The 21,607-nt window shown below is 65.5% G+C and carries 18 protein-coding genes and 3 pseudogenes; 17 read left to right on the plus strand and 4 right to left on the minus strand.

The window, feature by feature from the left end:
* Positions 1-59: 59 nt before the first annotated feature.
* Positions 60-944: an energy transducer TonB gene (locus tag CBP34_RS03390; protein ID WP_094097308.1), complete on the minus strand. Its 885-nt coding sequence runs from the start codon at positions 942-944 to the stop codon at positions 60-62.
* A complete protein-coding gene (locus CBP34_RS03395) occupies positions 941-3,013 on the minus strand; it encodes a ribonuclease catalytic domain-containing protein (protein WP_094099050.1) in 2,073 nt (690 codons plus the stop codon). Before CBP34_RS03395 ends, CBP34_RS03390 begins: the two co-directional genes overlap by 4 nt.
* A gap of 176 nt (positions 3,014-3,189) precedes the next feature.
* On the opposite strand from CBP34_RS03395, the gene CBP34_RS03400 reads away from it, so the two are divergent.
* The 5 genes from CBP34_RS03400 (at position 3,190) to CBP34_RS20325 (ending at position 6,672) form a co-directional block, all read left to right on the plus strand.
* Complete coding sequence (locus CBP34_RS03400) at positions 3,190-3,915, plus strand: RNA polymerase sigma factor (RefSeq protein ID WP_094097309.1); 726 nt, start codon at positions 3,190-3,192, stop codon at positions 3,913-3,915.
* A 41-nt stretch (positions 3,916-3,956) separates the two neighbouring features.
* Positions 3,957-4,550, plus strand: coding sequence for a ferritin-like domain-containing protein (locus CBP34_RS03405; RefSeq protein ID WP_094097310.1), 594 nt, complete (start codon positions 3,957-3,959; stop codon positions 4,548-4,550).
* Positions 4,547-4,957: a c-type cytochrome gene (locus CBP34_RS03410; protein ID WP_094097311.1), complete on the plus strand. Its 411-nt coding sequence runs from the start codon at positions 4,547-4,549 to the stop codon at positions 4,955-4,957. The genes CBP34_RS03405 and CBP34_RS03410 overlap by 4 nt, the downstream gene beginning before the upstream one ends.
* Before the next feature lie 99 nt (positions 4,958-5,056).
* Positions 5,057-5,725: a pilin glycosylation ligase domain-containing protein gene (locus CBP34_RS20320; protein WP_335622281.1), complete on the plus strand. Its 669-nt coding sequence runs from the start codon at positions 5,057-5,059 to the stop codon at positions 5,723-5,725.
* Complete coding sequence (locus CBP34_RS20325; protein WP_335622265.1) at positions 5,653-6,672, plus strand: PglL family O-oligosaccharyltransferase; 1,020 nt, start codon at positions 5,653-5,655, stop codon at positions 6,670-6,672. Before CBP34_RS20320 ends, CBP34_RS20325 begins: the two co-directional genes overlap by 73 nt.
* A gap of 21 nt (positions 6,673-6,693) precedes the next feature.
* Here CBP34_RS20325 and CBP34_RS03420 read toward each other — a convergent pair whose 3' ends face one another.
* Entirely contained in the window at positions 6,694-7,278 is a 585-nt protein-coding gene (locus CBP34_RS03420; RefSeq protein ID WP_094097312.1) for a YqiA/YcfP family alpha/beta fold hydrolase, read from the minus strand.
* Between the two features lie 117 nt (positions 7,279-7,395).
* Between CBP34_RS03420 and CBP34_RS03425 the strand changes: the two genes are divergently transcribed.
* From CBP34_RS03425 to CBP34_RS03455, 7 genes and pseudogenes are all read left to right on the plus strand, one after another.
* Complete coding sequence (locus tag CBP34_RS03425) at positions 7,396-9,834, plus strand: serine/threonine protein kinase (RefSeq protein ID WP_094099051.1); 2,439 nt, start codon at positions 7,396-7,398, stop codon at positions 9,832-9,834.
* A gap of 48 nt (positions 9,835-9,882) precedes the next feature.
* The gene (gene rodA / locus CBP34_RS03430; protein WP_086911401.1) at positions 9,883-11,055 is read left to right on the plus strand and encodes a rod shape-determining protein RodA; all 1,173 of its coding nucleotides are present in this window, start codon (positions 9,883-9,885) and stop codon (positions 11,053-11,055) included.
* 88 nt (positions 11,056-11,143) lie between these two features.
* Entirely contained in the window at positions 11,144-11,479 is a 336-nt protein-coding gene (locus CBP34_RS03435) for a YegP family protein (RefSeq protein WP_086911402.1), read from the plus strand.
* A gap of 99 nt (positions 11,480-11,578) precedes the next feature.
* Positions 11,579-13,063 (plus strand): metalloprotease TldD, encoded by a 1,485-nt coding sequence (gene tldD / locus CBP34_RS03440; protein WP_094097313.1) that lies wholly within the window; start codon positions 11,579-11,581, stop codon positions 13,061-13,063.
* Between the two features lie 102 nt (positions 13,064-13,165).
* Positions 13,166-13,702 (plus strand): hypothetical protein, encoded by a 537-nt coding sequence (locus CBP34_RS03445; protein ID WP_094097314.1) that lies wholly within the window; start codon positions 13,166-13,168, stop codon positions 13,700-13,702.
* Positions 13,703-13,982: 280 nt separating this feature from the next.
* Positions 13,983-15,103: pseudogene (locus CBP34_RS03450) on the plus strand (3-deoxy-7-phosphoheptulonate synthase).
* Between the two features lie 101 nt (positions 15,104-15,204).
* Positions 15,205-15,516: a hypothetical protein gene (locus CBP34_RS03455; protein WP_086926640.1), complete on the plus strand. Its 312-nt coding sequence runs from the start codon at positions 15,205-15,207 to the stop codon at positions 15,514-15,516.
* Between the two features lie 51 nt (positions 15,517-15,567).
* Here CBP34_RS03455 and mpl read toward each other — a convergent pair whose 3' ends face one another.
* Positions 15,568-16,995: a UDP-N-acetylmuramate:L-alanyl-gamma-D-glutamyl-meso-diaminopimelate ligase gene (mpl, locus tag CBP34_RS03460; protein ID WP_094097315.1), complete on the minus strand. Its 1,428-nt coding sequence runs from the start codon at positions 16,993-16,995 to the stop codon at positions 15,568-15,570.
* Positions 16,996-17,192: 197 nt separating this feature from the next.
* Here mpl and CBP34_RS03465 point away from each other — a divergent pair.
* From CBP34_RS03465 to prmA, 5 genes and pseudogenes are all read left to right on the plus strand, one after another.
* Positions 17,193-17,788, plus strand: a pseudogene (locus CBP34_RS03465) (hypothetical protein).
* Positions 17,785-18,366 (plus strand): TlpA family protein disulfide reductase, encoded by a 582-nt coding sequence (locus tag CBP34_RS03470; RefSeq protein WP_094097316.1) that lies wholly within the window; start codon positions 17,785-17,787, stop codon positions 18,364-18,366. The pseudogene CBP34_RS03465 and the gene CBP34_RS03470 overlap by 4 nt, the downstream one beginning before the upstream one ends.
* A 149-nt stretch (positions 18,367-18,515) precedes the next feature.
* Positions 18,516-18,965 carry an acetyl-CoA carboxylase biotin carboxyl carrier protein gene (gene accB, locus CBP34_RS03475; protein WP_086926643.1) on the plus strand — a complete coding sequence of 150 codons (450 nt, stop codon included), beginning with the start codon at positions 18,516-18,518 and terminating at the stop codon, positions 18,963-18,965.
* Between the two features lie 118 nt (positions 18,966-19,083).
* A pseudogene (accC, locus tag CBP34_RS03480) lies at positions 19,084-20,432 on the plus strand (acetyl-CoA carboxylase biotin carboxylase subunit).
* Positions 20,433-20,509: 77 nt separating this feature from the next.
* Positions 20,510-21,412, plus strand: a complete 903-nt coding sequence (prmA, locus tag CBP34_RS03485) for a 50S ribosomal protein L11 methyltransferase (protein ID WP_086911412.1) — start codon at positions 20,510-20,512, stop codon at positions 21,410-21,412.
* The last annotated feature ends 195 nt before the right edge of the window (positions 21,413-21,607 follow it).

Genomic DNA, 21,607 nt, shown 5'->3' on the forward strand with positions numbered 1-21,607 from the left:
GGGCGGGGGCGGTGCCATCCGTTCTGCCAGCGGCCACTGCGGCCGCTGGAGGAGGCCGCTCAGGGGTTGCGGCTCTCGGGGGTGGCTTCGAGGTTGGTCTGCAGCGTCTGGTCGCGCGTGAACTTGAAGCGCGCCACCATGGCGATCTGATCGGCCTGGCGGCGCATCTCGGCATTGAAGGGGCCGAAGGGGCCCGCTGCCCGCGCAATGGCCTCGGCCTGCCGGTCCAGCGTGCGGTTGTCCGACCCTTGCACCACCTCGGTGGCCAGGACGCGGCCATCGTGGTTGACGGTGATGATCATGGTCAGCTCGCCATACAGTTTTTTGCCACCTTGCTCGGGGAAGTTTTCGGTGCCCTTGTCCTCGACCTTGCTGCGCAGCGCCGAGTAATAGACCGCATAGGCTTCTTCGCGCGTGGCGGGGCTGATGTAGCGCTTTTTCGGGCGGGCGTTTTCTTCGTTGATGCGCTTTTCGATCTCGGCCAGAAGTTTCACGAGCTGGCGGCGCTTTTCTTCCTCGGCGGACTGGCTGCCGCTTTGGCTGGGCTTGCGCGGATCGGGTACGGGCAGCGTGGCGATCTGCTTGCGCAGCCGGGCCAGCAGCTGGTTTTGCTGCTCTTGCAGGGTGTCGAGCCGGCGCTGCGACTCCTCGAAATCGTCTCCCACCGCGGTCAGCGCCGAATAGGGCATGGGGCTGGTGGCGCGCCCCTTGTCGGCCTCGCCGCCCCCGGCCATGTTGGCTTGGGCGATGGCCTGGGCCTTGTCGGGCCGTTCGTTGGACTTGGCATTGACCAGGATGACTTCAAGCGGCGTGTCCTGGAACACGCGGTGAAAGCCTTCGGGGTCGATGAAGCGCACCGATAACAACGCTGCGTGCAGCGCCACCGATATGCCCAGCGTGAGCTGCAGTGTGCTGAAACGGGTGAGGAAGGAGAGTGATTTCACGGGGCTGGATTATCGGGGCTGGCGCCCTCGGCCTCGTTCACATCGACGGCAATGGCGATGGGCCCGGCCACGGCTTCGTCGTCCTCGCCGTCCTCGACCGGACCGTCGTCGCTGGTGTCGTCGGGATCGTCCAGGCGCTCGATCACGGTGCCGTGGATGTCCAGCGTGATCTCATCCACCTCGCCGAGCTTGACCTTCAGGCGCGCGCCGCGCGGCAGGTTTTGCGCACCCAGCACGGGGAACACCAGCGGAAGCTCGTCCGCCCGCACCAGAAAGCTGCCGCCCGGGCCTTCCTTGAACACGGTGGCGTTGAGCTCGGTGATGCCGTTCTGCTCCACGTATTTCAGCGTCCAGAAGCGCTCCATGCCGGCCTGGTAGCCGTTGTAGGCGCTGTAGGCCGCGTCAAAGCTGCTGATGATGGAGAACAGCTCGGCGTCCTTGGGCTTGAAGGGGGCCGCCAGGGCCGCGGTCTTGCCGTTGCGCACGCAGGCAATGATCTGCCACTGGTTCACCAGATCGACATAGCGGCGCAGCGGCGAGGTGGCCCACGAATAGCTTTTGACGCCAATGCCGGCGTGCGGCAGCGCCTTGGTGCCCATGCGCACCTTTACGCCCGGCGCCATGCTGGCCTGGCTGCGGTAGATGCCGGGCACGCCGAGCTCGGCCATCCAGCTGCCCCAGGTGCTGTTGGCCACGATGGCGGCCTCTGCCACGATCAGGTCGAGTGGCGCGCCGCGCTGGCGCGTGGTGATCTGCACGGTTTCCGAACCGTTGGGTTCGGCCTTGTCGTTGCCCACGAGGCGAAAGTTGTAGTCGGGCCGGTTGAAGTTCTCGGGCTTGCCGCGCACCACTTCGCGCTGGGCCTTGAGGCTCTTGGCCAGGCGGTGCAAAAAGGATAGCTGATCGCGCACATCCAGCAAGCGCTGCGGGGTGTTTTCGACCTCAATGGACGGGTCGGTCAGCCACGCCTCGGTGACGATGTGGTCGAGCTGGTCGTGGCGCAGGTTGGCCACCACGGGCACGCGCTCGAGCTTCGTCTCGGTGCCGGTGATCTCCAGCGTGGCTTCGTTCACCGTGACGTACAGCGACACCGCCGGATTGGCACGGCCTTCGTCCAGCGTGTAGATCTGCACCACCTCGTCGGGCAGCATGGTGATCTTGTAGCCCGGCATGTAGACGGTGGACAGGCGGCTGCGGCCGAGCTGGTCGAGCGGCGTGCCCGGCACGATGGCCAGGCCCGGCGCGGCAATGTGGATGCCCAGCACCACCGTGCCCGTGCCCAGGCCCTGCACCGACAGGGCGTCGTCGATCTCGGTGGTCTGCGAGTCGTCGATGGAATAGGCCTGCACCGGCGCCAGCGGCAGGTCGGCCGGCGGCTGCGGCGCAGTGAGCGGCGGGAAGCCTGTGCCCTTGGGGAAGTTGTCGAACAAAAAGCGCTTCCAGTGGAACTGGTAGGCCGAGTCGATGGCGCCGGCCTTTTGCAGCAGGTCGAGCGGCGCCAGGTGCGTGGCGCGGCTGGCCTCGACCACGGCCTTGTACTCGGGCGCGTTCTTGTCGGGACGGAACAGGATCTTGTAGAGCTGCTCGCGGATGGGCTGCGGGCATTCGCCACGCCCCAGGGCCTCGGCCCAGTCGCTGATCTGCTGCACGATCAGTTTCTTTTTCTCGATGGCGGCCAGTGCCTGCTGCAGGATTTCGGCGGGCGCCTTCTTGAAGCGGCCCTTGCCGGCGCGGCGAAAGTAGTGCGGCGCCTCGTGCAGGGCGAACAGCGCGCCGGCCTGCTGGGCCAGCGTGGCGTTGTCCGAAAAATAGTCGCGCGCGAGGTCGGCAAAGCCGAAATCGTCCTCGGGCGCAAATTCCCAGGCCAGCGGCAGCTCGATGGTCTGGGCGAGCGCCTGCGCCTGGGCCATCAGCTCCGACGGCGCGGGCTTTTCAAATTTCAACAGGAGGTTCGCCGCCTTCACCTTGACCCGCTTGCCCGAATCGAGCTCGACTTGGGCCGAGCTTTCAGCTTCGGACAGGATACGACCGGCCATGAATTTGCCGGCTTCTTCAAACAATGCGTGCATGGGCGGCATTCTCCCATGGGCGCGGCAGGCCGATTTTCAGCGCGCCGGGGCCCGCTCGGGTGCAGCGGGCCGCGCCGCGCTCCAGCACGCGCACGCCCCTGTCGACGGCCAGTGCTTGTCACCTTTTTGCCGCAATCGGCGTCCAATGACCATAGGCAACCACAGCGAGGTCCACCATGAACATTTCTACACCGCCGCCCTTGGCAGGGGCAGCCACCACTGCGCCGGGTTCCGACGCTGAGTTGATCGGCCATGCCTTGCAGGGCGACCAGGCGGCTTTTGAAGCCATCATGCGCCGGCACAACCGGCTGCTGTTCCGGGCCGCGCGCGGCGTGGTGGCGGACGATGCCGAGGCGCAGGACGTGGTGCAGGAGACCTATCTGCGCGCCTTTACCCAGCTGCAGGATTTTCAGGGCGGTGCATCGCTGGGCACCTGGCTGGCGCGCATCGCCATCAATCTGGCGCTGGATGTGCTGCGCAAACGCGGCCGATCCGTGCCCATGGATGGCACCCAGGACCTGGATCACGAGCCTTCAACGGAGCACATGATGTCTTTCAGCGCACCTCCCGGTGCCTCACCCGAGGCGGCCCTGGAACGCGGCGAGCTGCGCCAGTTGCTGCAGTCGGCCGTGGAGGGGCTGCCGCCCATCTACCGCAGCGTCTTCATCCTCCGCGCCGTGCAGGAAATGAGCGTCGAAGAAACCGCGTTCTGCCTGCAGGTGAGCGATGCCGTGGTCAAGACCCGCTATCTGCGTGCCCGCGCGCTGCTGCGCGACGCGCTGGGCGCCCGGATCGAGGCGCATGCCGAGAGCGCTTTTCCGTTTGCCGGCGAGCGTTGCGAACAGGTGGTGCGCTACGTGGTGGCCGAGTTGCAGCAGCGCCAGCGCATTGCGCGGCGCTGAGGGTTTGTTCGTTTTTTTTCTTCACTTCCCAGGAGAACGTCATGAAGAACTTTTCCATTCAAGTGCCTTCACAGGTTCTGTTCCTCGCGCGCCGCCGCGCCATGTCCATGTCGGGTGCGGCCGTCCTGTCGGCCGGTGCCGTGGCCCTGCTGGGCGGGCGCGACGCGCTGGCGGCCGGTGCCAAGGTCAGCGCAAAGGATCTGGAGGCCGATGTGCGCATTCTCAACACGGCGCTGGGCGCCGAACTGGAGGCCGTGGCGGCCTACCAGGTGGGCGCCGAAAGTGGCCTGTTGAGCAAGGGCGTGTTGCCGGTGGCCGTGCAGTTCCAGGGGCACCATAAGGAACATGCGGCAGCCATCGCGGCCACGGTGCAAAAGCTCGGCGGCAAACCGGCGGTTGCCAAGGGCAAGTACGAGTTTCCGGTAGACAAGCTCAAGGCCGAGACCGACGTACTGCGCTTTGCTGCCGGGCTGGAGCGGGGCGCGATCTCCGCTTACCTAGGGGCCGTTCCCCTGTTTGCCGACCGTGCGCTGGCCCAGGTGGCCGCCAGCATCCTGGGCGACGAAGCCATGCACTGGGCGGTGCTGCGCCAGGTGCTGGGCGAACAGCCGGTGCCGTCGGCCTTCATGTCATGAACCCGCGCCTTGCTCCGGCGGTGGCCTGGCTGGCGGGCGGGCTGCTTGTGGCGGGCGCGAGCGCCGCCCCGGAACCGGCAGTCTTGCAGCGCGGTGAGCAGGTCTACGCGCGCTGCGCTGCCTGCCACGCCATCGAGGGCCACCGCACCGGGCCCCAGCATTGCGGCCTCTGGGGCCGCCGCGCGGGCACGGCGCAGGGCTACACGAACTATTCCAAGGCCTTGCAGCGCAGCGGCATCGTCTGGGATGAGCACTCGCTCGACCTCTTTCTCAAAGACCCGATGAAGGCGGTGCCAGGCACCGCCATGGGCTATGCCGGTGTCAAGGACGATGCGGAGCGCGCCGACCTCATCGCCTGGTTGAAAGAGGCCTCGCAGCCGGGCAAGACCTGTCAGACCAAGCGGTAGTGCGTTGCCGGGTGTCGGTGCGGCACGGTGCGGTGCGGTGCGGTGCGGTGCGCGCCCCCTATGATCCAAGGCTTTCCATGATGGTCGGGTTTGTTTGAAATGCGTCTGGATGCCATTGCTGCACCGCTGACCCTGCTGGCAGTGGCTTTGCCGTTTCTTTTTTCGTATCCCCAGCCCCCCCTGTCCAATTTCTGGCCCCTGGTGGCGGCCTGGACTTGTGGTGCGGGACTGGCACTAGTAGCGGTCTGCCGTGGCTGGGTGCTGCGCCGCGCGCCGGCTGGTGCCCTGGAGCCCGGTGGGCGGGCGTTCCTGGCATCGCAGCTGGCGGTGGGCTTGCTTCTGGCGGCGTTGTTGGCGGGAGTGGTCGGGCTGCTGCAGTACTTTTTGGGTGACCCCGGCCTGGCACCCTGGGTGCAGCCCTCCACGCCGGGGCAGGCCATCGGCAACCTGCGCCAGCGCAACCAGCAGGCATCGCTGATGAGCCTGGGTGTGTGGGCGCTCATGTGGTTGGTGGCGCAGATGCAGGTGCGCCCGTTGGCGGCGGACACTGGGGCGCCGGCAACGCCTCTGCAGCAAGCGCTGCAGGGCGGCGGGCGCGAATGGCCGGCGTGGCTGGTGGGAATGCTGTTGGCGTGGGCGCTTGCGCTGCTGGCGGTGGCCAGCGCAGCCACGGCATCGCGCACCGGGGCGATGCAATGGCTGCTGATCGTGGCACTGCTGGTGCTGTGGCGCGGCACCAGCGGGCGCCTGGTGGTGGCCTGGCGGTGATCGGGCTGGCGCTCTATGCCGTGGCGGGATGGCTGCTTCCGCGTCTCTTGCTGGACTGGACGGGGTTTGCGACCGAGGGGGTTTTCACCCGTCTCGGGGGCGACCCGCAGGCCTGTAGCAGCCGGCGGGTGCTGTGGTCCAACGTGCTGTATCTGATTGGCCAGAAACCCTGGACGGGCTGGGGCTGGGGCGAGCTGGACTACGCGCACTACATGACGCTGTTCCCCGGCGATCGCTTTTGCACCCTGCTGGACAACGCCCACAACCTGCCCTTGCACCTGGCGGTGGAGCTGGGCCTGCCGGTGGCTGCCGTGGCATGCGGCGCCGTGCTGGCCTGGGTGGTGCGCGCGCGGCCTTGGCGCGAGACCGATCCGGTGCGCCAACTGGCCTGGGGGGCGCTGGCCATCATCGGTTTGCACAGCATGGTCGAGTTTCCGCTTTGGTACGGCCCATTCCAGCTGGTCACGGTGCTGGCGCTGGCCTTGCTGTGGCGCGGGGCGCTGCCGGGCTGGGTGCGTTCTGCGCGTTTTCTGACCGGTGCCGCCGTGGTGGTGGTGGCGGTGGGCGTGGCGGGCGCTGGCATTGCGTGGGATTACTACCGTGTCAGCCAGCTCTACCGCCCCTGGGCATCCCGGCCGCAGGCCTATCAGGAGGGCACCCTGGCCAAGGTGTCCAACACCCTGCTGTTCACCAACCAGGTGGATTTTGCGCTGCTCACCACCACGGTGCTTACGCGCGAGAATGCGCCGCAAATCCACACGCTGGCCACGGAACTGCTGCATTTTTCACCCGAGCCCCGGGTGATCGAGAAGCTCATTGAGAGCGCGCTGTTGTTGGGAATGGACGACGAGGTGGCCTTTCAGTTGCGGCGCTACCGCGCGGCTTACCCCGAGGACCATGCGCGCTGGACGCGTGCCCAGCGCCCGGCCCCGCCAGCGCCGCAGTGACCCCTGGTTCGCGCTTGCGGGCTAGGCCAGTTGCAGAAACTCCGCCACGGCCGGCAGGTGGGCGCCAAAGTCGCTCAGTGCATGGTCGCCCCCTTCGAGCAGCGTGAGCTGGGCGGCGGGGTAGCGTGCCACCATTTCCCGCCAGTCCAACACCTCGTCGCCTTTGGCGATGATGGCCATTTCGCGACCCGCGGGCAGCGGGCACTGCGCAGCCAGCGCCTGCAACTGCCCAATGTATTCGGGCAGGAAGAAAAAACGTTCGGCCGGGTCATGCCATGCCGTTTGCTCGCCGATATGGCGCGCAAGGTCTCTTGCGGGGTCCACCGCGGGGTTCAGCAGAACACTCGCGCAGCCCGTATGCCGCGCGACCCAGCTGGCGTAAAAGCCTCCCAGCGAAGAGCCCACCACGGCCATGGTGGCCCGCGGCCAGGCGGCTATGCCTTGCGCCACCTGGTCCATGGCGGCCTGGGGCGAGGGTGGCAACTGGGGGCACCACCAGTGCACGGCAGGGTGGTGTTGCGCCACATAGGCCGCCATCAGCCGGGCCTTGGCCGACTGGGGGGAGGAGCGAAAGCCGTGCAGGTACAGCAGGTGCGTGGTGGTCATGGGGCCTTGGGCGTGGGGAAAGCAGGGCAACTACTGCCGTGGATGAGCGTGGCGCCGGCATAAGATCGGCGCCTCAGGGTGCCGTGCCGTGCGGCGCTCGGCTTTGCCTTGTACACCATGCCCGATTTTGCCCCGCTTTCCATCGCCAAACGCCTGGTTTCGGGGGCTGTGGACAAGCCGCCTTCCGTGCTGGGCCGCTTTGAATTGCTGCGGGTGCTGGGGCGCGGCGCCCAGACCACGGTGTGGCTCGCCTTCGATCCCCGCCTGCAGCGCCAGGTGGCCATCAAGCTGATGCGCCCGGTGCAGGACCAGGATGCTTCGGCGCTGGACCACTGGTTGCGTGAGGCGCGCCATGGGGGTGCGCTGGCCCACCCCTTCATCGTGCCGGTGTTTGAAGCCGATGTGCAGGGGCGCCAGCCCTACGTTGTGTTCGAGTATGTGCCGGGCCGGACCCTGGCGGAGCACCTGGCGCAGCAGGGCCGGTGCGCGCCCCACGACGCCGTGGCGCTGGTGGTGGACTTGCTCGACGGCCTGCAGGCCGCGCATGCGGCCGGCATGGTGCACGGGGACCTCAAGCCGTCCAATGTCATGGTGGACAACCAGCGCCATGCGCGGTTGATGGACTTTGGCATGGCAGCGCCGCTGCAGGCCGAGCCCGGCGTGCAAGGGGACAGCGGCACGCCGGTCTACCTGGCGCCCGAGGCCGCCGGGGGCGCCGCGCCATCGCCCGCCTCAGACCTGTATGCGGCCGCAGTGGTGCTGGTGGAGCTGCTCACGGGTCGTCCACTGATGCACCTGCCAGACGGCTGGCACGCGCTGTACCGCAGCGCTGGCGAGGTTCCGACGCTGCCCGAAGACCTGGGGCAAGGGGTGGATCACACGCTGCGCGCCATATTGCAGCGCGCGCTGGCGCGCAGCCCGGCGGCGCGCTACGCCACCGCTGGGGAGTTTGGCGATGCCTTGCGCGCCTGGGCGGCTCCCGTCAGCGCCCCTACGGCGGCCAGCAATGCCACCCTGGACTTTTTGTTGCGGCGCATGCGCCACAAGAGCGATTTCCCAGCCCTCTCGGACTCGGTGGCCCGCATCCAGCGGGTGGCCAATTCGGAGGACGATAGCATCAGCGACCTGACGCATGAAATCCTCAAGGATGTGGCGCTGACCAACAAGCTGCTGCGTCTGGTCAACAGCGTGCACTATGCGCACGCAAGCCGGGGCACCGTCAGCACCGTGTCGCGCGCGGTCAGCCTGGTGGGTTTCAATGCCGTGCGCAACATTGCGCTCAGCCTGGTGCTGCTGGACCACATGGAAGACAAGGCGCATGCCAGCCAGATGCGTGAGGAGTTCTTGCGCGCCATGATGGCCGGCTCCGTCGCCGCCGAGTTGTGCAGTCCGGGGCAATTGGCCGAAGAGGCCTTTATTGGCGCCATGTTCCAGAACCTGGGGCGGATGCTGTGCGAGTTCTACTTTCCCGAGGAGGCGCAGCAGGTGCGCAGTTTGGTGGCGGCGGGGCGACTGGAAGGCGGGGAGGAATCGGCCGCCGTGCAGGTGCTGGGTCTGGGTTTTGAAGACCTCGGTGCCGGCGTGGCGCGGGTGTGGGGCTTGCCCGAGAGCCTTCAGCGCTGCATGCGCAAGCCCATGGGAACGCCCCCGATGCGCCCGCCCGAGCAGGGTGTGGAGCGTTTGCGCTGGGTGGCCATGGCGGCCAACGAGGTAGCCAGCACGCTGCTGCACAGCGGCGATGCACACACGGAACACCGCTTGCAGCAGACGGCCGCACGCTACGCACGCACCCTGGCACTGACCCACACCGCCATCACCGAGGCCACCTTGCGTGCGCGCCACAAGCTGGTGGCCCTGGCCCAGGCGCTGGATCTGAAGGTGGAGCCGGGCTCTGCGGCGGCCCGTTTGCTGACGGTGCCGGCGCCCCTGGGAGATGCCGTCGCGCCGCCAGACGCACTGGCCCTGCTGGAGCTGCGCGCTGCCGAGACGCCGCCACTGCCTGCAGTGCTGGAGTCGCAGGCGACTGGCACGGTCTCGGCGGCCCAGGTCAATGAAGTCCTGGCGGCCGGCATTCAGGACATCACCAACGCCATGGTGGAGAACTTCCAGCTCAACGACGTGCTGCGCATGATCCTGGAAACCATGTTCCGTGCACTGGGGTTCCGGCGCATGGTGTTTTGCCTGCGCGAGGCGCGCACCGACCAGCTGACCGGGCGATTTGGTCTCGGCGAAGACAGCGAGAGCGCCGTGCGTGCCTTGAGGGTGCCGCTGAAAACGCCCGGCGACCTGTTTGCTGCAGTCTGTGTGCGCGGGGCCGACACGCTGATCAACGACGCCACCCAGTCGCGCATGCAGGCACGCCTGCCGCAGTGGTATGTGCAGGGCATCAATGCGCCGGCTTTCCTGTTGCTGCCCCTGCAGATCAAGGGCCAACCGTTTGCCCTGATCTATGCCGACCAGTCATCGCCGGGAGGGATTGCGGTGGATGACAAGGTCCTGGGCTTGCTGCGCACCCTGCGCAACCAGGCCGTGATGGCGTTCCGGCAGGCAAGCTGATGCGACCCGTGTTCGCCAGCCCTGCTGGCCGGGCCCGATAATTGCGCCATGGCCGCCGTTTTTGACAAACCTTCACTTTCCCAGCGTTTTTTGCCCCTGTTCCAGGGATTTGACTGGCCGCTCGTCCTGGTAGTGGCGGTGCTGGCCAGCGCCGGCCTGCTGGCCATGTATTCGTCCGGCTACGACCATGGTTCGCGCTTCATGGACCATGGGCGCAACATGCTGATTGCCGCTGCCATCCTGTTCATGGTGGCCCAGGTGCCGCCTCAGAAAATCATGGCCCTGGCTGTGCCCCTGTACGCCCTGGGGGTGGCGCTGCTGGTGGCGGTGGCCCTGTTCGGCATCACCAAGAAGGGGGCCCAGCGCTGGATCAACCTCGGTGTGGTCATCCAGCCCAGCGAGCTTCTCAAGATTGCCATGCCTTTGATGCTGGCCTGGTGGTTCCAGAAGCGCGAGGGGCAACTGCGGCCGCTGGATTTTGTCGCCGCGGGGGTGCTGCTGGTCATTCCCGTGGGCCTGATCATGAAGCAGCCCGATCTGGGCACCTCGCTGCTGGTGCTGGCGGCGGGGCTTTCGGTGATCTTTTTTGCCGGCCTTTCGTGGAAGCTGTTGCTACCGCCGGTGTTGCTGGGCGCCGTGGGCATTGTGCTGCTGGTCTCGCTGGAGCCTCAACTGTGCGCCGACGGCGTGCGTTGGTCGATCCTGCATGACTACCAGCAGCAGCGCATCTGCACCTTGCTCGATCCCTCGCGCGACCCGCTGGGCAAGGGCTTTCACATCATCCAGGGCATGATTGCCATCGGCTCGGGCGGCGTCTTTGGCAAAGGGTTCATGGCCGGCACGCAGACCCACCTCGAGTTCATTCCCGAGCGCACCACCGACTTCATCTTTGCAGCCTTTTCCGAAGAGTTTGGCCTGGCCGGCAACCTGTTTCTGATCGTGTGCTTTCTGCTGCTGGTGTGGCGTGGGTTGGCCATTGCGGTGGGCGCGACGACCTTGTTCGGGCGGCTCATGGCGGGGGCAGTGTCGATGATCTTCTTCACCTATGCCTTCGTGAACATGGGTATGGTCAGCGGAATCTTGCCGGTGGTGGGCGTGCCGCTGCCGTTCATCAGCTATGGAGGCACGGCCATGGTCACGCTGGGGCTGGCGCTGGGCATCCTGATGTCGGTGGCCCGGGCTCAGCGCATCGACCCCAAGGACGCGCGGCCGGCGCTGTGAGCGGGCTGCCCCGCATTGCGTAGCGGTGGGCTTGGGAGTACAACCCGGTTGCCAACCGTGTTTTGGCAATTACCCGGAGGTGCTTCTCATGGCGTCAAGGTTTGAGCTGAAGAAATCCAAGAACGACAAGTTCGTCTTCAATCTGCTGGCTGACAACGGGCAGGTCATTTTGACCAGCGAGCTCTACGATTCCAAGGCCAGTGCCCTCAACGGCATTGAGTCAGTCAAGAAGAATGCCCCGGACGATGGCCGCTATGCGCGGCTGAGTGCCAAGGATGGCTCGCCCTATTTCACGCTCAAGGCGGGCAACGGCCAGGTCATCGGCCTGAGCCACATGTTTTCCGGCGAAAAGGCCCGAGACGATGGCATTGCATCGGTCAAGGCCAACGGCCCAGGGGCGGTAACCGACGACCAGACGGCGTAGTCGTGCAGCAAGGGGGGCGGGCGGCGGCGCGCCCCCTGGCCGCTTGGGTATGCGCCCCTGCGCCTCGCAGGGCATGGCGGTGCGGCCTAAAATGGCCGCATGTCCTCACGCTCCCCCTCTGCCGCGCCCCAGCGCGCGTCCACGCAGCAACGCATTGATGTTGCCAGCCAGTTGCTCCTGACGCCTTTTGGTCTCGACGAAAGCCATCTGGCGCGTGCGCTGGCTGAAATTCGCACCCATCAGGTGGACGATGCCGACCTGTATTTTCAATTCACCCGCAGCGAAGGCTGGAGCCTGGAGGAGGGCATCGTCAAGACGGGGTCGTTTTCCATTGACCAGGGCGTGGGGGTGCGCGCCGTCAGCGGCGAGAAGACAGCCTTTGCCTATTCCGACGACATCTCCGAAGCCTCGCTGCTCGATGCGGCCCGCACTGTACGGTCTATTTCGGCTGTAGCGCAGGTGGGTCGTGCCCGAGTAGCTACTAAAAAAATAGCGAACGGTCGCAGCCTCTATCCCGGCGTCGATCCCATCGCCACGCTGGACAGCACGGCCAAGGTGGATTTGCTGATGCAGGTGGAGCAGCGTGCCCGCGCCAAGGACCCGCGCGTGGCCCAGGTCATGGCCGGTCTGGCCAGCGAATACGACGTGGTGCTGGTGGCCCGTGCGGACGGCACGCTGGCGGCCGATGTGCGGCCACTGGTGCGGCTGTCGGTGACGGTGATCGCCGAACAAAACGGTCGCCGTGAAGTGGGATCGGCCGGAGGCGGCGGACGCTTCGGGCTTGCATATTTCGATGCCGCGCAGATTGCCCAGTATGTGGATGAGGCGGTGAATGCGGCCTTGGTCAACCTGGAATCGCGCCCCGCGCCTGCGGGCGAGATGACGGTGGTTCTGGGCCCAGGGTGGCCCGGCATCTTGCTGCACGAGGCCATCGGCCACGGGCTGGAGGGCGATTTCAACCGCAAGGGCTCCAGCGCCTTCAGTGGCCGCATCGGCCAGCGCGTGGCGGCCAAGGGGGTCACGGTGCTGGATGACGGCACCATCTCGGATCGGCGCGGTTCACTCAACGTGGACGACGAGGGCAACACCAGCCAGCGCAATGTGCTGATCGAAGACGGCATTTTGAAGGGCTACATCCAGGATTCGCTCAACGCCCGCCTCATGGGCGTGGCGCCTACCGGCAATGGCCGGCGCGAAAGCTACGCGCACATTCCCATGCCGCGCATGACCAACACCTACATGCTGGGCGGCGACAAGGACCCGCAAGAGATCGTGGCCAGCATCAAGAAGGGCCTGTATGCCACCAACTTTGGCGGCGGGCAGGTGGACATCACCTCCGGCAAGTTCGTGTTCTCTGCCAGCGAGGCCTACTGGGTGGAAAACGGCAAGATTCTCTACCCGGTCAAGGGTGCGACCATCGTGGGCAGCGGCCCCGACTGCCTCAAGCGTGTCAGCATGATCGGCAACGACATGCGCCTGGACAGCGGTGTGGGCACCTGCGGCAAGGAAGGCCAGAGCGTGCCGGTGGGCGTGGGCCAGCCCACGCTGCGGATTGACGGGCTGACGGTCGGCGGAACGGCCTGAGACCCCGCCGGGCGGCGCCCCGGGCAGGTGCTTTGGCGCACCCAGGCGCCCATCGACCCGCGCGGGGGCGACAGCCCGCGGTGGCGGGCGCACAATCACACCATGCCTGCGTCGCTCTCCAGTTTGCAGCAAACCCTTCAGTCGTTTGGCGACATCAGCCGTTTCCTGCGCGAAGGCGTCGCGGACGAGGATTCGCGCCAGCTGCGGGACAGCCTGGGTGCGCTGTCGATGCATATTGACGAGGCGACGCGGCTGCGCCGGTCTGGCGCGGATGCCAGTGCTATCACTGCGCGTGTGGTGGAGCTGGCCCAGTGCGCACGCGAGCACCAGCTTTTTCTCACGGGTTTGGGTTCCGCCTGGCACACCCTGTACGAGTTTGGCGCCTACCAGCGCGCGCTGCGGGAGTTGCGCGACGCCATTGCCGCATGGCAGCAGGCGCTGGAGCGCCATAGCGCGCGCGAGGGCACCTGCTTTCGGCAATTCGAACTGCTGGCCTGGCGCACGCTGGGCGAGGCCTTGCTGTTGATCGACATGTACGAGCACGACAGCGGACCGCCAAGCGATTTGTCTGAGGCCTTGCCGCCGCGCTTGTCGGCCTGGCAGCGTGTGCAGGCCTGGTTGCGGCACTTGCGCGGATAAAAGCCTGCGCTCGCCAGCCGGGTGCGATTGCCATCCGCCTAGGCAGTTGCCATCACGCCACAATGTCCCAAGCTTGCTGCGGTGCCGCAAACACTGTGCTACATTGATTCCCATGCAAGTTCGCAGCGCGTTTTATTTTTGGTTTTGGATCTCAGTCCCCGGCGGATGAGAGGACAACGCGCAAGCCCGCAAACCTCACCATACCAACCGCCGACGCTGAAGAGCCCGGCGGTTTTTGTTTTTCTGACCTTCTGACATTTCAATCCACGAGGAAGCCACCATGACGGCCCAAGCCACCCCCGCCACCGATTCCTGGTACCGCAGCGTCGAGAAAACCAGCCAGACCGACGACGAACGTATCAAGGACATTACCGTGTTGCCACCTCCCGAGCACCTGATCCGCTTTTTCCCCATCAGCGGCACGCCGGTGGAAGCGCTGATCACCCAGACGCGCAAGAACATCCACCGCATCATGGCCGGCAAGGACGACCGCCTGCTGGTGGTGATTGGCCCCTGCTCCATCCATGATCCGGCCGCGGCACTGGAATATGCCCGTCGCCTGGCCTCCGTGCGCGCACAGTACGCCGACACGCTGGAGATCGTGATGCGCGTGTATTTCGAGAAACCCCGCACCACGGTGGGCTGGAAGGGTCTGATCAACGACCCCTATCTCGATGAGAGCTACCGCATCGACGAAGGCCTGCGCATTGCACGCCAGTTGCTCATCGAGATCAACCGCCTGGGCATCCCCGCCGGCAGCGAATTTCTGGACGTGATCTCGCCCCAGTACATCGGCGACCTGATCAGCTGGGGCGCCATCGGTGCCCGCACCACCGAGAGCCAGGTGCACCGCGAGCTGGCCTCGGGCCTGTCCGCGCCCATCGGCTTCAAGAACGGCACGGACGGCAACATCCGCATCGCCACCGATGCCATCCAGTCGGCCAGCCGGGCCACCATTTCCTGTCGGTGCACAAGAACGGGCAGGTCGCCATTGTCAACACCAAGGGCAACAAGGACTGCCACGTCATCCTGCGTGGCGGCAAGGCGCCCAATTACGATGCCGCCAGCGTGGCTGCGGCCTGCAAGGATCTCGAAGCCGCCAAGCTGCCCGCCACGCTGATGGTCGATTGCAGCCATGCCAACAGCAGCAAGCAGCACGAAAAGCAGCTGGATGTGGCGCGCGACATTGCGGCCCAGATTGCCGGCGGCTCGCGCAGTGTTTTCGGCCTGATGATTGAAAGCCACCTGAACGCCGGCGCCCAGAAGTTCTCGCCGGGCAAGGATCTGCCCGGTGCGCTGGAATACGGCAAAAGCATCACCGATGCCTGCCTGGGCTGGGACGATTCGCTGCAGGCGCTGGCCGAACTGTCGGCCGCCGTGGTGGCCCGCCGCGCGCGCTGAGCCGGCGCCGCTGCGGCGGTGTAAGCTCTAGCCTTTGGTGGGGCCCGCCGGTGTGTGGCCCCGGCCCTTGCATCCCTTTTGCGCCAGAAAGGCAACCCATCATGCACAGCGAAGTGTCCGTCCAGCTGACTGGAAACCAGGAGTTCCGTTTTGATCTGGAGGGCCAGGAGCCCATGGCGCATGAAGCCGGGCGCCGCTGGCTGGACGATCAGTTCATCGCCCTTGATTGCGAACCCCTGCGCGCCAGTGGCAAGGTGCTGCTGGCCGACAAGGTGCTGACCGTGGCGCGCGCCGCAGGCACCTCGTTGTTCAACGATCCCTTGTGGTCGCGCGACTTCGCTCGCGCGGCCAGTGCCGCGCTGGCCAGACCCGTGGTGCGGGTGGACGTGCCGGGCATGGCGGTTTCTTTCTGAATATTCAGCAAAAATAGTCGCTAGCGCTTATGCAGTAAGCGCAAGTTGCTATTATTTTGATAGTGCGCGCAGCAGGCGCTCGTGCACACCGCCAAAGCCGCCATTGCTCATGCAGACGATGTGGTCGCCTGGCTTTGCCGCCTGCTGCACCTGGTTGACCAGGGTGTCGATGTCCGGTGCGGTCTGCGCACGCTGGCCGGGACCCACGCCCAGTGGCGCCAGGGCCGCAGCCGCATCCCAGTCCAGCCCGGCCGTGTGGCAAAAGGCCAGATCAGCGGTCTCCAGCGCCCAGGGCAGCTGGCTTTTCATGGCGCCCAGCTTCATGGTGTTGCTGCGCGGCTCGAACACCGCCAGGATGCGCGCGTCCGGCCCCAGGCTGCGCCGCAGGCCATCGAGCGTGGTGCGCAGTGCCGTGGGGTGGTGCGCAAAATCGTCGTACACGGCGATGCCGCCCACCGTGCCGCGCAGCTCCATGCGGCGTTTGACATTCTGGAAATCGGCCAGCGCCTGTGCGGCCTGCTGCACCGGCACCCCCACATGGTGGGCCGCCGCGATGGCCGCCAGCGCATTGAGCTGGTTGTGCACGCCCGTCAGGCCCCATTGCACGCGCCCCGCGACTTCGCCTCGGTTCAGCACGTCGAAAGCCTGCGGGTCGCCCATGGCAGAAAAATCGCTCACCGCGGCGCCGAAGCTGCTCACCGTGCTCCAGCAGCCGGTGTGCAGCACGCGGGCCAGACTTTCTTCGAGCCCGTTGACCACGATGCGGCCCGAAGGCGGGACGGTGCGCACGAGGTGGTGAAACTGGCGCTCGATGTCGGCCAGATCGTCAAATATGTCGGCGTGATCGAATTCCAGGTTGTTCAGTACGGCCGTGCGCGGACGGTAGTGGACAAACTTGCTGCGCTTGTCGAAGAAGGCGGTGTCGTACTCGTCGGCCTCGATCACAAACAGCGGGCGGGTGTCCGTTTCCAGTGACCCCTCGCCCGCGCCGGGGCGCTGCGGCGCGCCCAAGCGGGCGGATACACCGAAATTCAGCGGCACGCCGCCAATCAGGAAACCCGGCTGCAGCCCGGTGCTCTCCAGAATCCAGGCCAGCATCGATGTGGTGGTGGTCTTGCCGTGGGTGCCTGCCACCGCCAGCACATGCCGGCCCTGCAGCACCTGTTCAGCCAGCCACTGCGGTCCGCTGGTGTAAGGCAGGCCAGCATCCAGGATGGCTTCCATGAGGGGAAATTTCGGACTGCCGTCGGCCAGCCGGGCCCGGCTGACCACGTTGCCCACGACGAACACGTCAGGGCGCAGAGCCAGCTGGTCGGCGCCAAATCCTTCGATCAGCTCGATGCCCAGGGCCCGCAACTGGTCGCTCATGGGCGGGTAAACGCCAGCATCGCATCCGGTGACTTTGTGTCCTGCTTCGCGCGCCAGCGCGGCCAGTCCACCCATGAAGGTGCCGCAGATTCCCAGTATGTGTATGTGCATGGGCGCAGATTCTAAGGTTCAAGCAGAAAAGGCCCTGCAGCGCATGAACGGTAAGCGCGAGAAGCTATTAAAAACATAGTGTCATGAGTGGCCTGTGGAAGCCAATGGCCGTGTCGCCACCGGGCCATGGGGCGCGCAGTGGCTGTCTGTCATGGGTTGGCGCCACAATAGGGCCTCCAACGCCATCCGATGCCGCCATGCCCACACCTTTGAGCGCCGAAATCGCCAGCACCACCGCCCGGCTGGTCGTGGAAGAGGGACTGGAATGGGGCCCTGCCAAGCGCCGCGCGCTGCGTGAACTCGGCCTGCCGGCGCGCACCCCGCTGCCCGACAACGACGCGGTGGAAGACGCCGTGCGCGAGTACATCGCGCTCTTTTGCGCTGACACCCAGCCGCGCGAATTGCGTGCCCTGCGCCAGCTGGCGCTGGTCTGGATGGAGCGCATGGCGGCCTTTCGGCCCCACCTGGGAGGGGCGGTGTGGCGTGGCACGGCCACCCGACTGTCGGATATTTATTTGCAGTTGTTCTGTGATGACTCCAAATCGGCCGAAATCGCGTTGATAGACCATAACGTCGATTACGAGCCGCGCACCGTTGCGGGCTTTCACGGCGATTCTGTGGAGGCCCTGAGTGTGGGCAGCATGTGCCCTGAACTGGGCGAAATGATCGGCGTGCACTTGCTGATCTACGATCTTGATGACTTGCGCGGGCCTTGCGCCCCGATGCCAAGGGGCGATCGCCGCGCGGTGACATCACCGCGGTGCGACGTCTTCTCCAGGAAAATGTTCCATGACCGCGCCCCTGACGGAATCTTCTGCTTCTTCGTTGCCCCCTCACGCCGCAAGGCCGGTGAGCCGGCGCCGGGCCCTGTACGCCGGTGTGGCCGCAGCCGCCGCCGTTGGCGGTGCCGGGCTGGCATGGTGGCGACTGCAACCTCATGCCATGCAGGAGGGCGCAGCGCAGGCGCTTTGGGCGCAGGCGTTTGATACGCCCGATGGGGCGCACCTGGCCATGGGGTCGTTTGCCGGCAAGCCGTTGTTGCTCAACTTCTGGGCAACCTGGTGCCCGCCCTGCGTGGACGAGTTGCCCATGCTTAATAACTTTTACCGCGAGAACAAGGCCAGTGGCTGGCAAGTGGTGGGGTTGGCGATTGATCAGCCGTCTTCGGTGCGGAAATTCCTGGCTCGGCTGCCGCTCGATTTTCCCGTGGGCCTGGCAGGACTGGGGGGCTCGGAGTTGGGGCGTTCGCTCGGTAATTTGACGGGTGGACTGCCGTTTACGGTGGTGTTCAGCGGGGACGGGCGCGTGGCGCATCGTAAAATGGGTCAGGTGACCCCGGAAGATTTGAAAACGTGGAGCGCCCTGCGCTGATCGGGGTCGGGCTGCAACATGGCAATTTGACGTCGCATGGCGTGGTAATGCCCTGATGCGGGCAGTGAAAAATGCGCTCCGAAGACTGAAGTAGGCTGAAATTGGAGTAAATTCGCGCCTTATTCAGTTTTATAGCCGTTGGAGCTCCCATGGATTTGCGAAAACTCAAAACCCTGATCGACCTGGTATCCGAGTCGAATGTGTCCGAACTCGAGATCACAGAAGCCGAAGGCAAGGTCCGTATCGTCAAGAGTGGCGGTGCCGTGGTGCAGCAATATGTTCCTGCCCCCATGCCCGCTCCGGCGGCTGCCGCTGCGCCCGCAGCCGTTGCGGAGTTGCCGGCCCCGGTGGCCGCAGCGCCGACCGGTCATGTGGTGAAGTCTCCCATGGTGGGCACGTTCTACCGTTCATCGAGCCCGGGCGCCAAGGCGTTCGTCGAGGTGGGCAGCCAGGTCAAGGAAGGCGAGACGATCTGCATCATCGAAGCCATGAAGATCCTCAACGAGATCGAGGCCGACAAGTCTGGCACCGTGACGAAGATTCTGGGTGAAAACGGCCAGGCCGTGGAATACGGACAGCCGCTGTTCGTGATCGAGTAACCCCTGCCCATGTTTATGAAGACCCTTGTTGCCAATTGTGGCGTTCTTGCCAGCGGCAAGGCAAAGCAAATTGCCCTGGCGCGCGCCAGCGTGCGGGCGATGAGCCGCGAGACAGCCTATGTTTAAAAAGATCCTTGTTGCCAATCGCGGCGAAATCGCCCTCCGCATCCAGCGCGCCTGCCAGGAGTTGGGCGTCAAAGCCGTGATGGTGTATTCCGAGGCCGATCGTGACGCCAAGTATGTGAAGCTGGCCGAAGAGGCCGTCTGCATTGGGCCGGCGCCGTCGCCACTGTCTTACCTCAACATGCCCGCCATCATCTCGGCGGCCGAGGTGACGGATGCCGAAGCCATCCACCCGGGCTATGGGTTCCTGTCCGAAAATGCTGATTTCGCCGAGCGGGTGGAAAAAAGCGGTTTCCAGTTCATTGGCCCCACACCCGAAAACATCCGCATGATGGGCGACAAGGTGTCGGCCAAGCAGGCCATGATCCGTGCCGGCGTGCCCTGCGTGCCCGGATCTGACGGCGAGCTGCCGGACGATCCGGTGCAGATTCGCCGCATTGCCAAAGCCGTGGGTTACCCGGTGATCATCAAGGCCGCCGGTGGCGGCGGGGCCGCGGGATGCGCGTGGTGCACACCGAGGCTGCCCTGGTCAACGCCGTGCAGATGACCAAGGCCGAGGCGGGCGCTGCGTTTGGCAATCCGGCGGTGTACATGGAGAAGTTCCTCCAGAACCCGCGCCATATCGAGATACAGATTCTCGCCGACAAGCACCGCAACGCCGTGTATCTGGGCGAGCGCGACTGCTCGATGCAGCGGCGCCACCAGAAGGTGATTGAAGAGGCGCCGGCGCCCGGCATTCCCCGCAAGCTGATCGAGCGGATCGGTGAGCGTTGTGTGGCGGCCTGCAAGAAGATCGGTTACCGCGGTGCGGGCACGTTCGAGTTCCTTTACGAAAACGGTGAGTTCTACTTCATCGAGATGAACACGCGCGTGCAGGTGGAGCACCCGGTGACCGAATGGATCACGGGTGTAGACATCGTGCGCACGCAGATCATGGTGGCCGCCGGTGAAAAACTGCCCTTCACCCAGCGGCAGGTGGAAATTCGTGGCCATGCCATCGAGTGCCGGGTGAATGCGGAAGACCCCTACAAGTTCACTCCTTCGCCGGGGCGTATCACCATGTGGCATGCACCGGGCGGCCCGGGGGTGCGCGTGGACTCGCATGCCTACACGAACTATTTTGTTCCGCCAAACTACGACTCGATGATCGGCAAGATCATCGTGCATGGCGACACGCGTGAGCAGGCCCTGGCCCGCATGCGCACGGCGCTGTCGGAGACGGTGATTGAGGGGATCAACACCAATGTGCCGCTGCACCGCGAGTTGATGGTGGATGCCAAGTTTGTGGCGGGCGGCACCAACATTCACTATCTTGAAGAATGGCTGTCGCAGCACAAGCGGTGAAGCCACCCTGCGCATCGTTTCATGCTGGCTCCTGGGAACGGGTGCCAGCATTTCATTTTTTCTGAGAGGCGTGTCCCATGTTTGAGCTGAGTCTGATGTGTCCGGAAGACCGCATTGAGGCGGTGAGCGATGCGCTGGACGCGCTGGATGCGCTGAGCGTATCGGTGGAGGACGCCGATGCGCAGACCGACGCCGAGCAGGCATTGTTCGGCGAGCCGGGTATGCCGCCTCCCAAGGACGGCTGGCAGCGCAGCCGGGTAGTGGCCTTGTTCGCGACGGAAGCCGCAGCGCGCGACGCCCAGCAGCTCTTGACTGTGCAGGATTTTTTCGCGGGCTGTCAGGTGCTGGGCCTGGCGACCGTGCCGGAACAAGATTGGGTGCGGCTGACGCAGTCACAGTTTGCGCCGGTCGACATCACCCCCGACTTCTGGATTGTTCCCACCTGGCACGAGCTGCCCGCGCAGGCACTGCGCAGCATCCGGCTGGATCCGGGGCTGGCCTTTGGCACGGGCACCCATCCCACCACGCGCATGTGCCTGCGATGGATTGCACGCCACGGTGCTGCCAGCGCCGAGGCTGGGAATCCGCTGGGGCGTGTGCTGGACTACGGCTGTGGCTCGGGCATCCTGGCCATCGGTGCGGCCAAGTTCGGTGCTACCGACATTGATGCCGTGGACATTGACCCGGCGGCCGTCGAATCCACGGTGCAGAACGCACAGGCCAATGGCGTACAGGTGCAGGCCGGCCTTCCGGACAAGGCCCTGGGGACTTACCACACCGTGCTGGCCAACATTCTGGCCACTCCGTTGAAGGTGCTGGCCCCCTTGCTGTGCGCGCATGTGGCTTCAGGCGGCCACCTTGTTCTCGCAGGTATCCTGGAGCGCCAGGCGCAGGAGTTGCAGGAGGCCTACGCGCCGTGGATCCGCCTGGAGGTTGCCGATGCCGAGGATGGCTGGATTCTCATGACGGGCTCCCGCTGAATTTCCTGCACAGCAGCCGATTGTCTAAGGGGGCGCCGATTACCATGGATCGCAGATGAGCCAGATCACACGCTGCCCGTCCTGCGCGACTATGTTCAAGGTGGTTGCCGACCAGTTGCGCATTTCCGATGGCTGGGTGCGCTGCGGGCAATGCAAGGAGGTCTTTGACGCGTCAGCCCATCTGCTGCCGTTGGG

It is taken from the genome of Acidovorax carolinensis (assembly GCF_002157145.1).
In the GTDB taxonomy this organism is placed as follows: Bacteria; Pseudomonadota; Gammaproteobacteria; order Burkholderiales; family Burkholderiaceae_C; genus Acidovorax; species Acidovorax carolinensis.

Bases quoted from the DNA above. Each gene is read 5' to 3' on its own strand.
- CBP34_RS03395 (WP_094099050.1), bottom strand. From the start codon at position 3,013: ATGCACGCATTGTTTGAAGAAGCCGGCAAATTCATGGCCGGTCGTATC.
- CBP34_RS03400 (WP_094097309.1), top strand. From the start codon at position 3,190: ATGAACATTTCTACACCGCCGCCCTTGGCAGGGGCAGCCACCACTGCG.
- CBP34_RS03405 (WP_094097310.1), top strand. From the start codon at position 3,957: ATGAAGAACTTTTCCATTCAAGTGCCTTCACAGGTTCTGTTCCTCGCG.
- CBP34_RS03410 (WP_094097311.1), top strand. From the start codon at position 4,547: ATGAACCCGCGCCTTGCTCCGGCGGTGGCCTGGCTGGCGGGCGGGCTG.
- CBP34_RS20320 (WP_335622281.1), top strand. From the start codon at position 5,057: ATGCGTCTGGATGCCATTGCTGCACCGCTGACCCTGCTGGCAGTGGCT.
- CBP34_RS20325 (WP_335622265.1), top strand. From the start codon at position 5,653: ATGGCTGCTGATCGTGGCACTGCTGGTGCTGTGGCGCGGCACCAGCGG.
- CBP34_RS03420 (WP_094097312.1), bottom strand. From the start codon at position 7,278: ATGACCACCACGCACCTGCTGTACCTGCACGGCTTTCGCTCCTCCCCC.
- CBP34_RS03425 (WP_094099051.1), top strand. From the start codon at position 7,396: ATGCCCGATTTTGCCCCGCTTTCCATCGCCAAACGCCTGGTTTCGGGG.
- rodA (WP_086911401.1), top strand. From the start codon at position 9,883: ATGGCCGCCGTTTTTGACAAACCTTCACTTTCCCAGCGTTTTTTGCCC.
- CBP34_RS03435 (WP_086911402.1), top strand. From the start codon at position 11,144: ATGGCGTCAAGGTTTGAGCTGAAGAAATCCAAGAACGACAAGTTCGTC.
- tldD (WP_094097313.1), top strand. From the start codon at position 11,579: ATGTCCTCACGCTCCCCCTCTGCCGCGCCCCAGCGCGCGTCCACGCAG.
- CBP34_RS03445 (WP_094097314.1), top strand. From the start codon at position 13,166: ATGCCTGCGTCGCTCTCCAGTTTGCAGCAAACCCTTCAGTCGTTTGGC.
- CBP34_RS03455 (WP_086926640.1), top strand. From the start codon at position 15,205: ATGCACAGCGAAGTGTCCGTCCAGCTGACTGGAAACCAGGAGTTCCGT.
- mpl (WP_094097315.1), bottom strand. From the start codon at position 16,995: ATGCACATACACATACTGGGAATCTGCGGCACCTTCATGGGTGGACTG.
- CBP34_RS03470 (WP_094097316.1), top strand. From the start codon at position 17,785: ATGACCGCGCCCCTGACGGAATCTTCTGCTTCTTCGTTGCCCCCTCAC.
- accB (WP_086926643.1), top strand. From the start codon at position 18,516: ATGGATTTGCGAAAACTCAAAACCCTGATCGACCTGGTATCCGAGTCG.
- prmA (WP_086911412.1), top strand. From the start codon at position 20,510: ATGTTTGAGCTGAGTCTGATGTGTCCGGAAGACCGCATTGAGGCGGTG.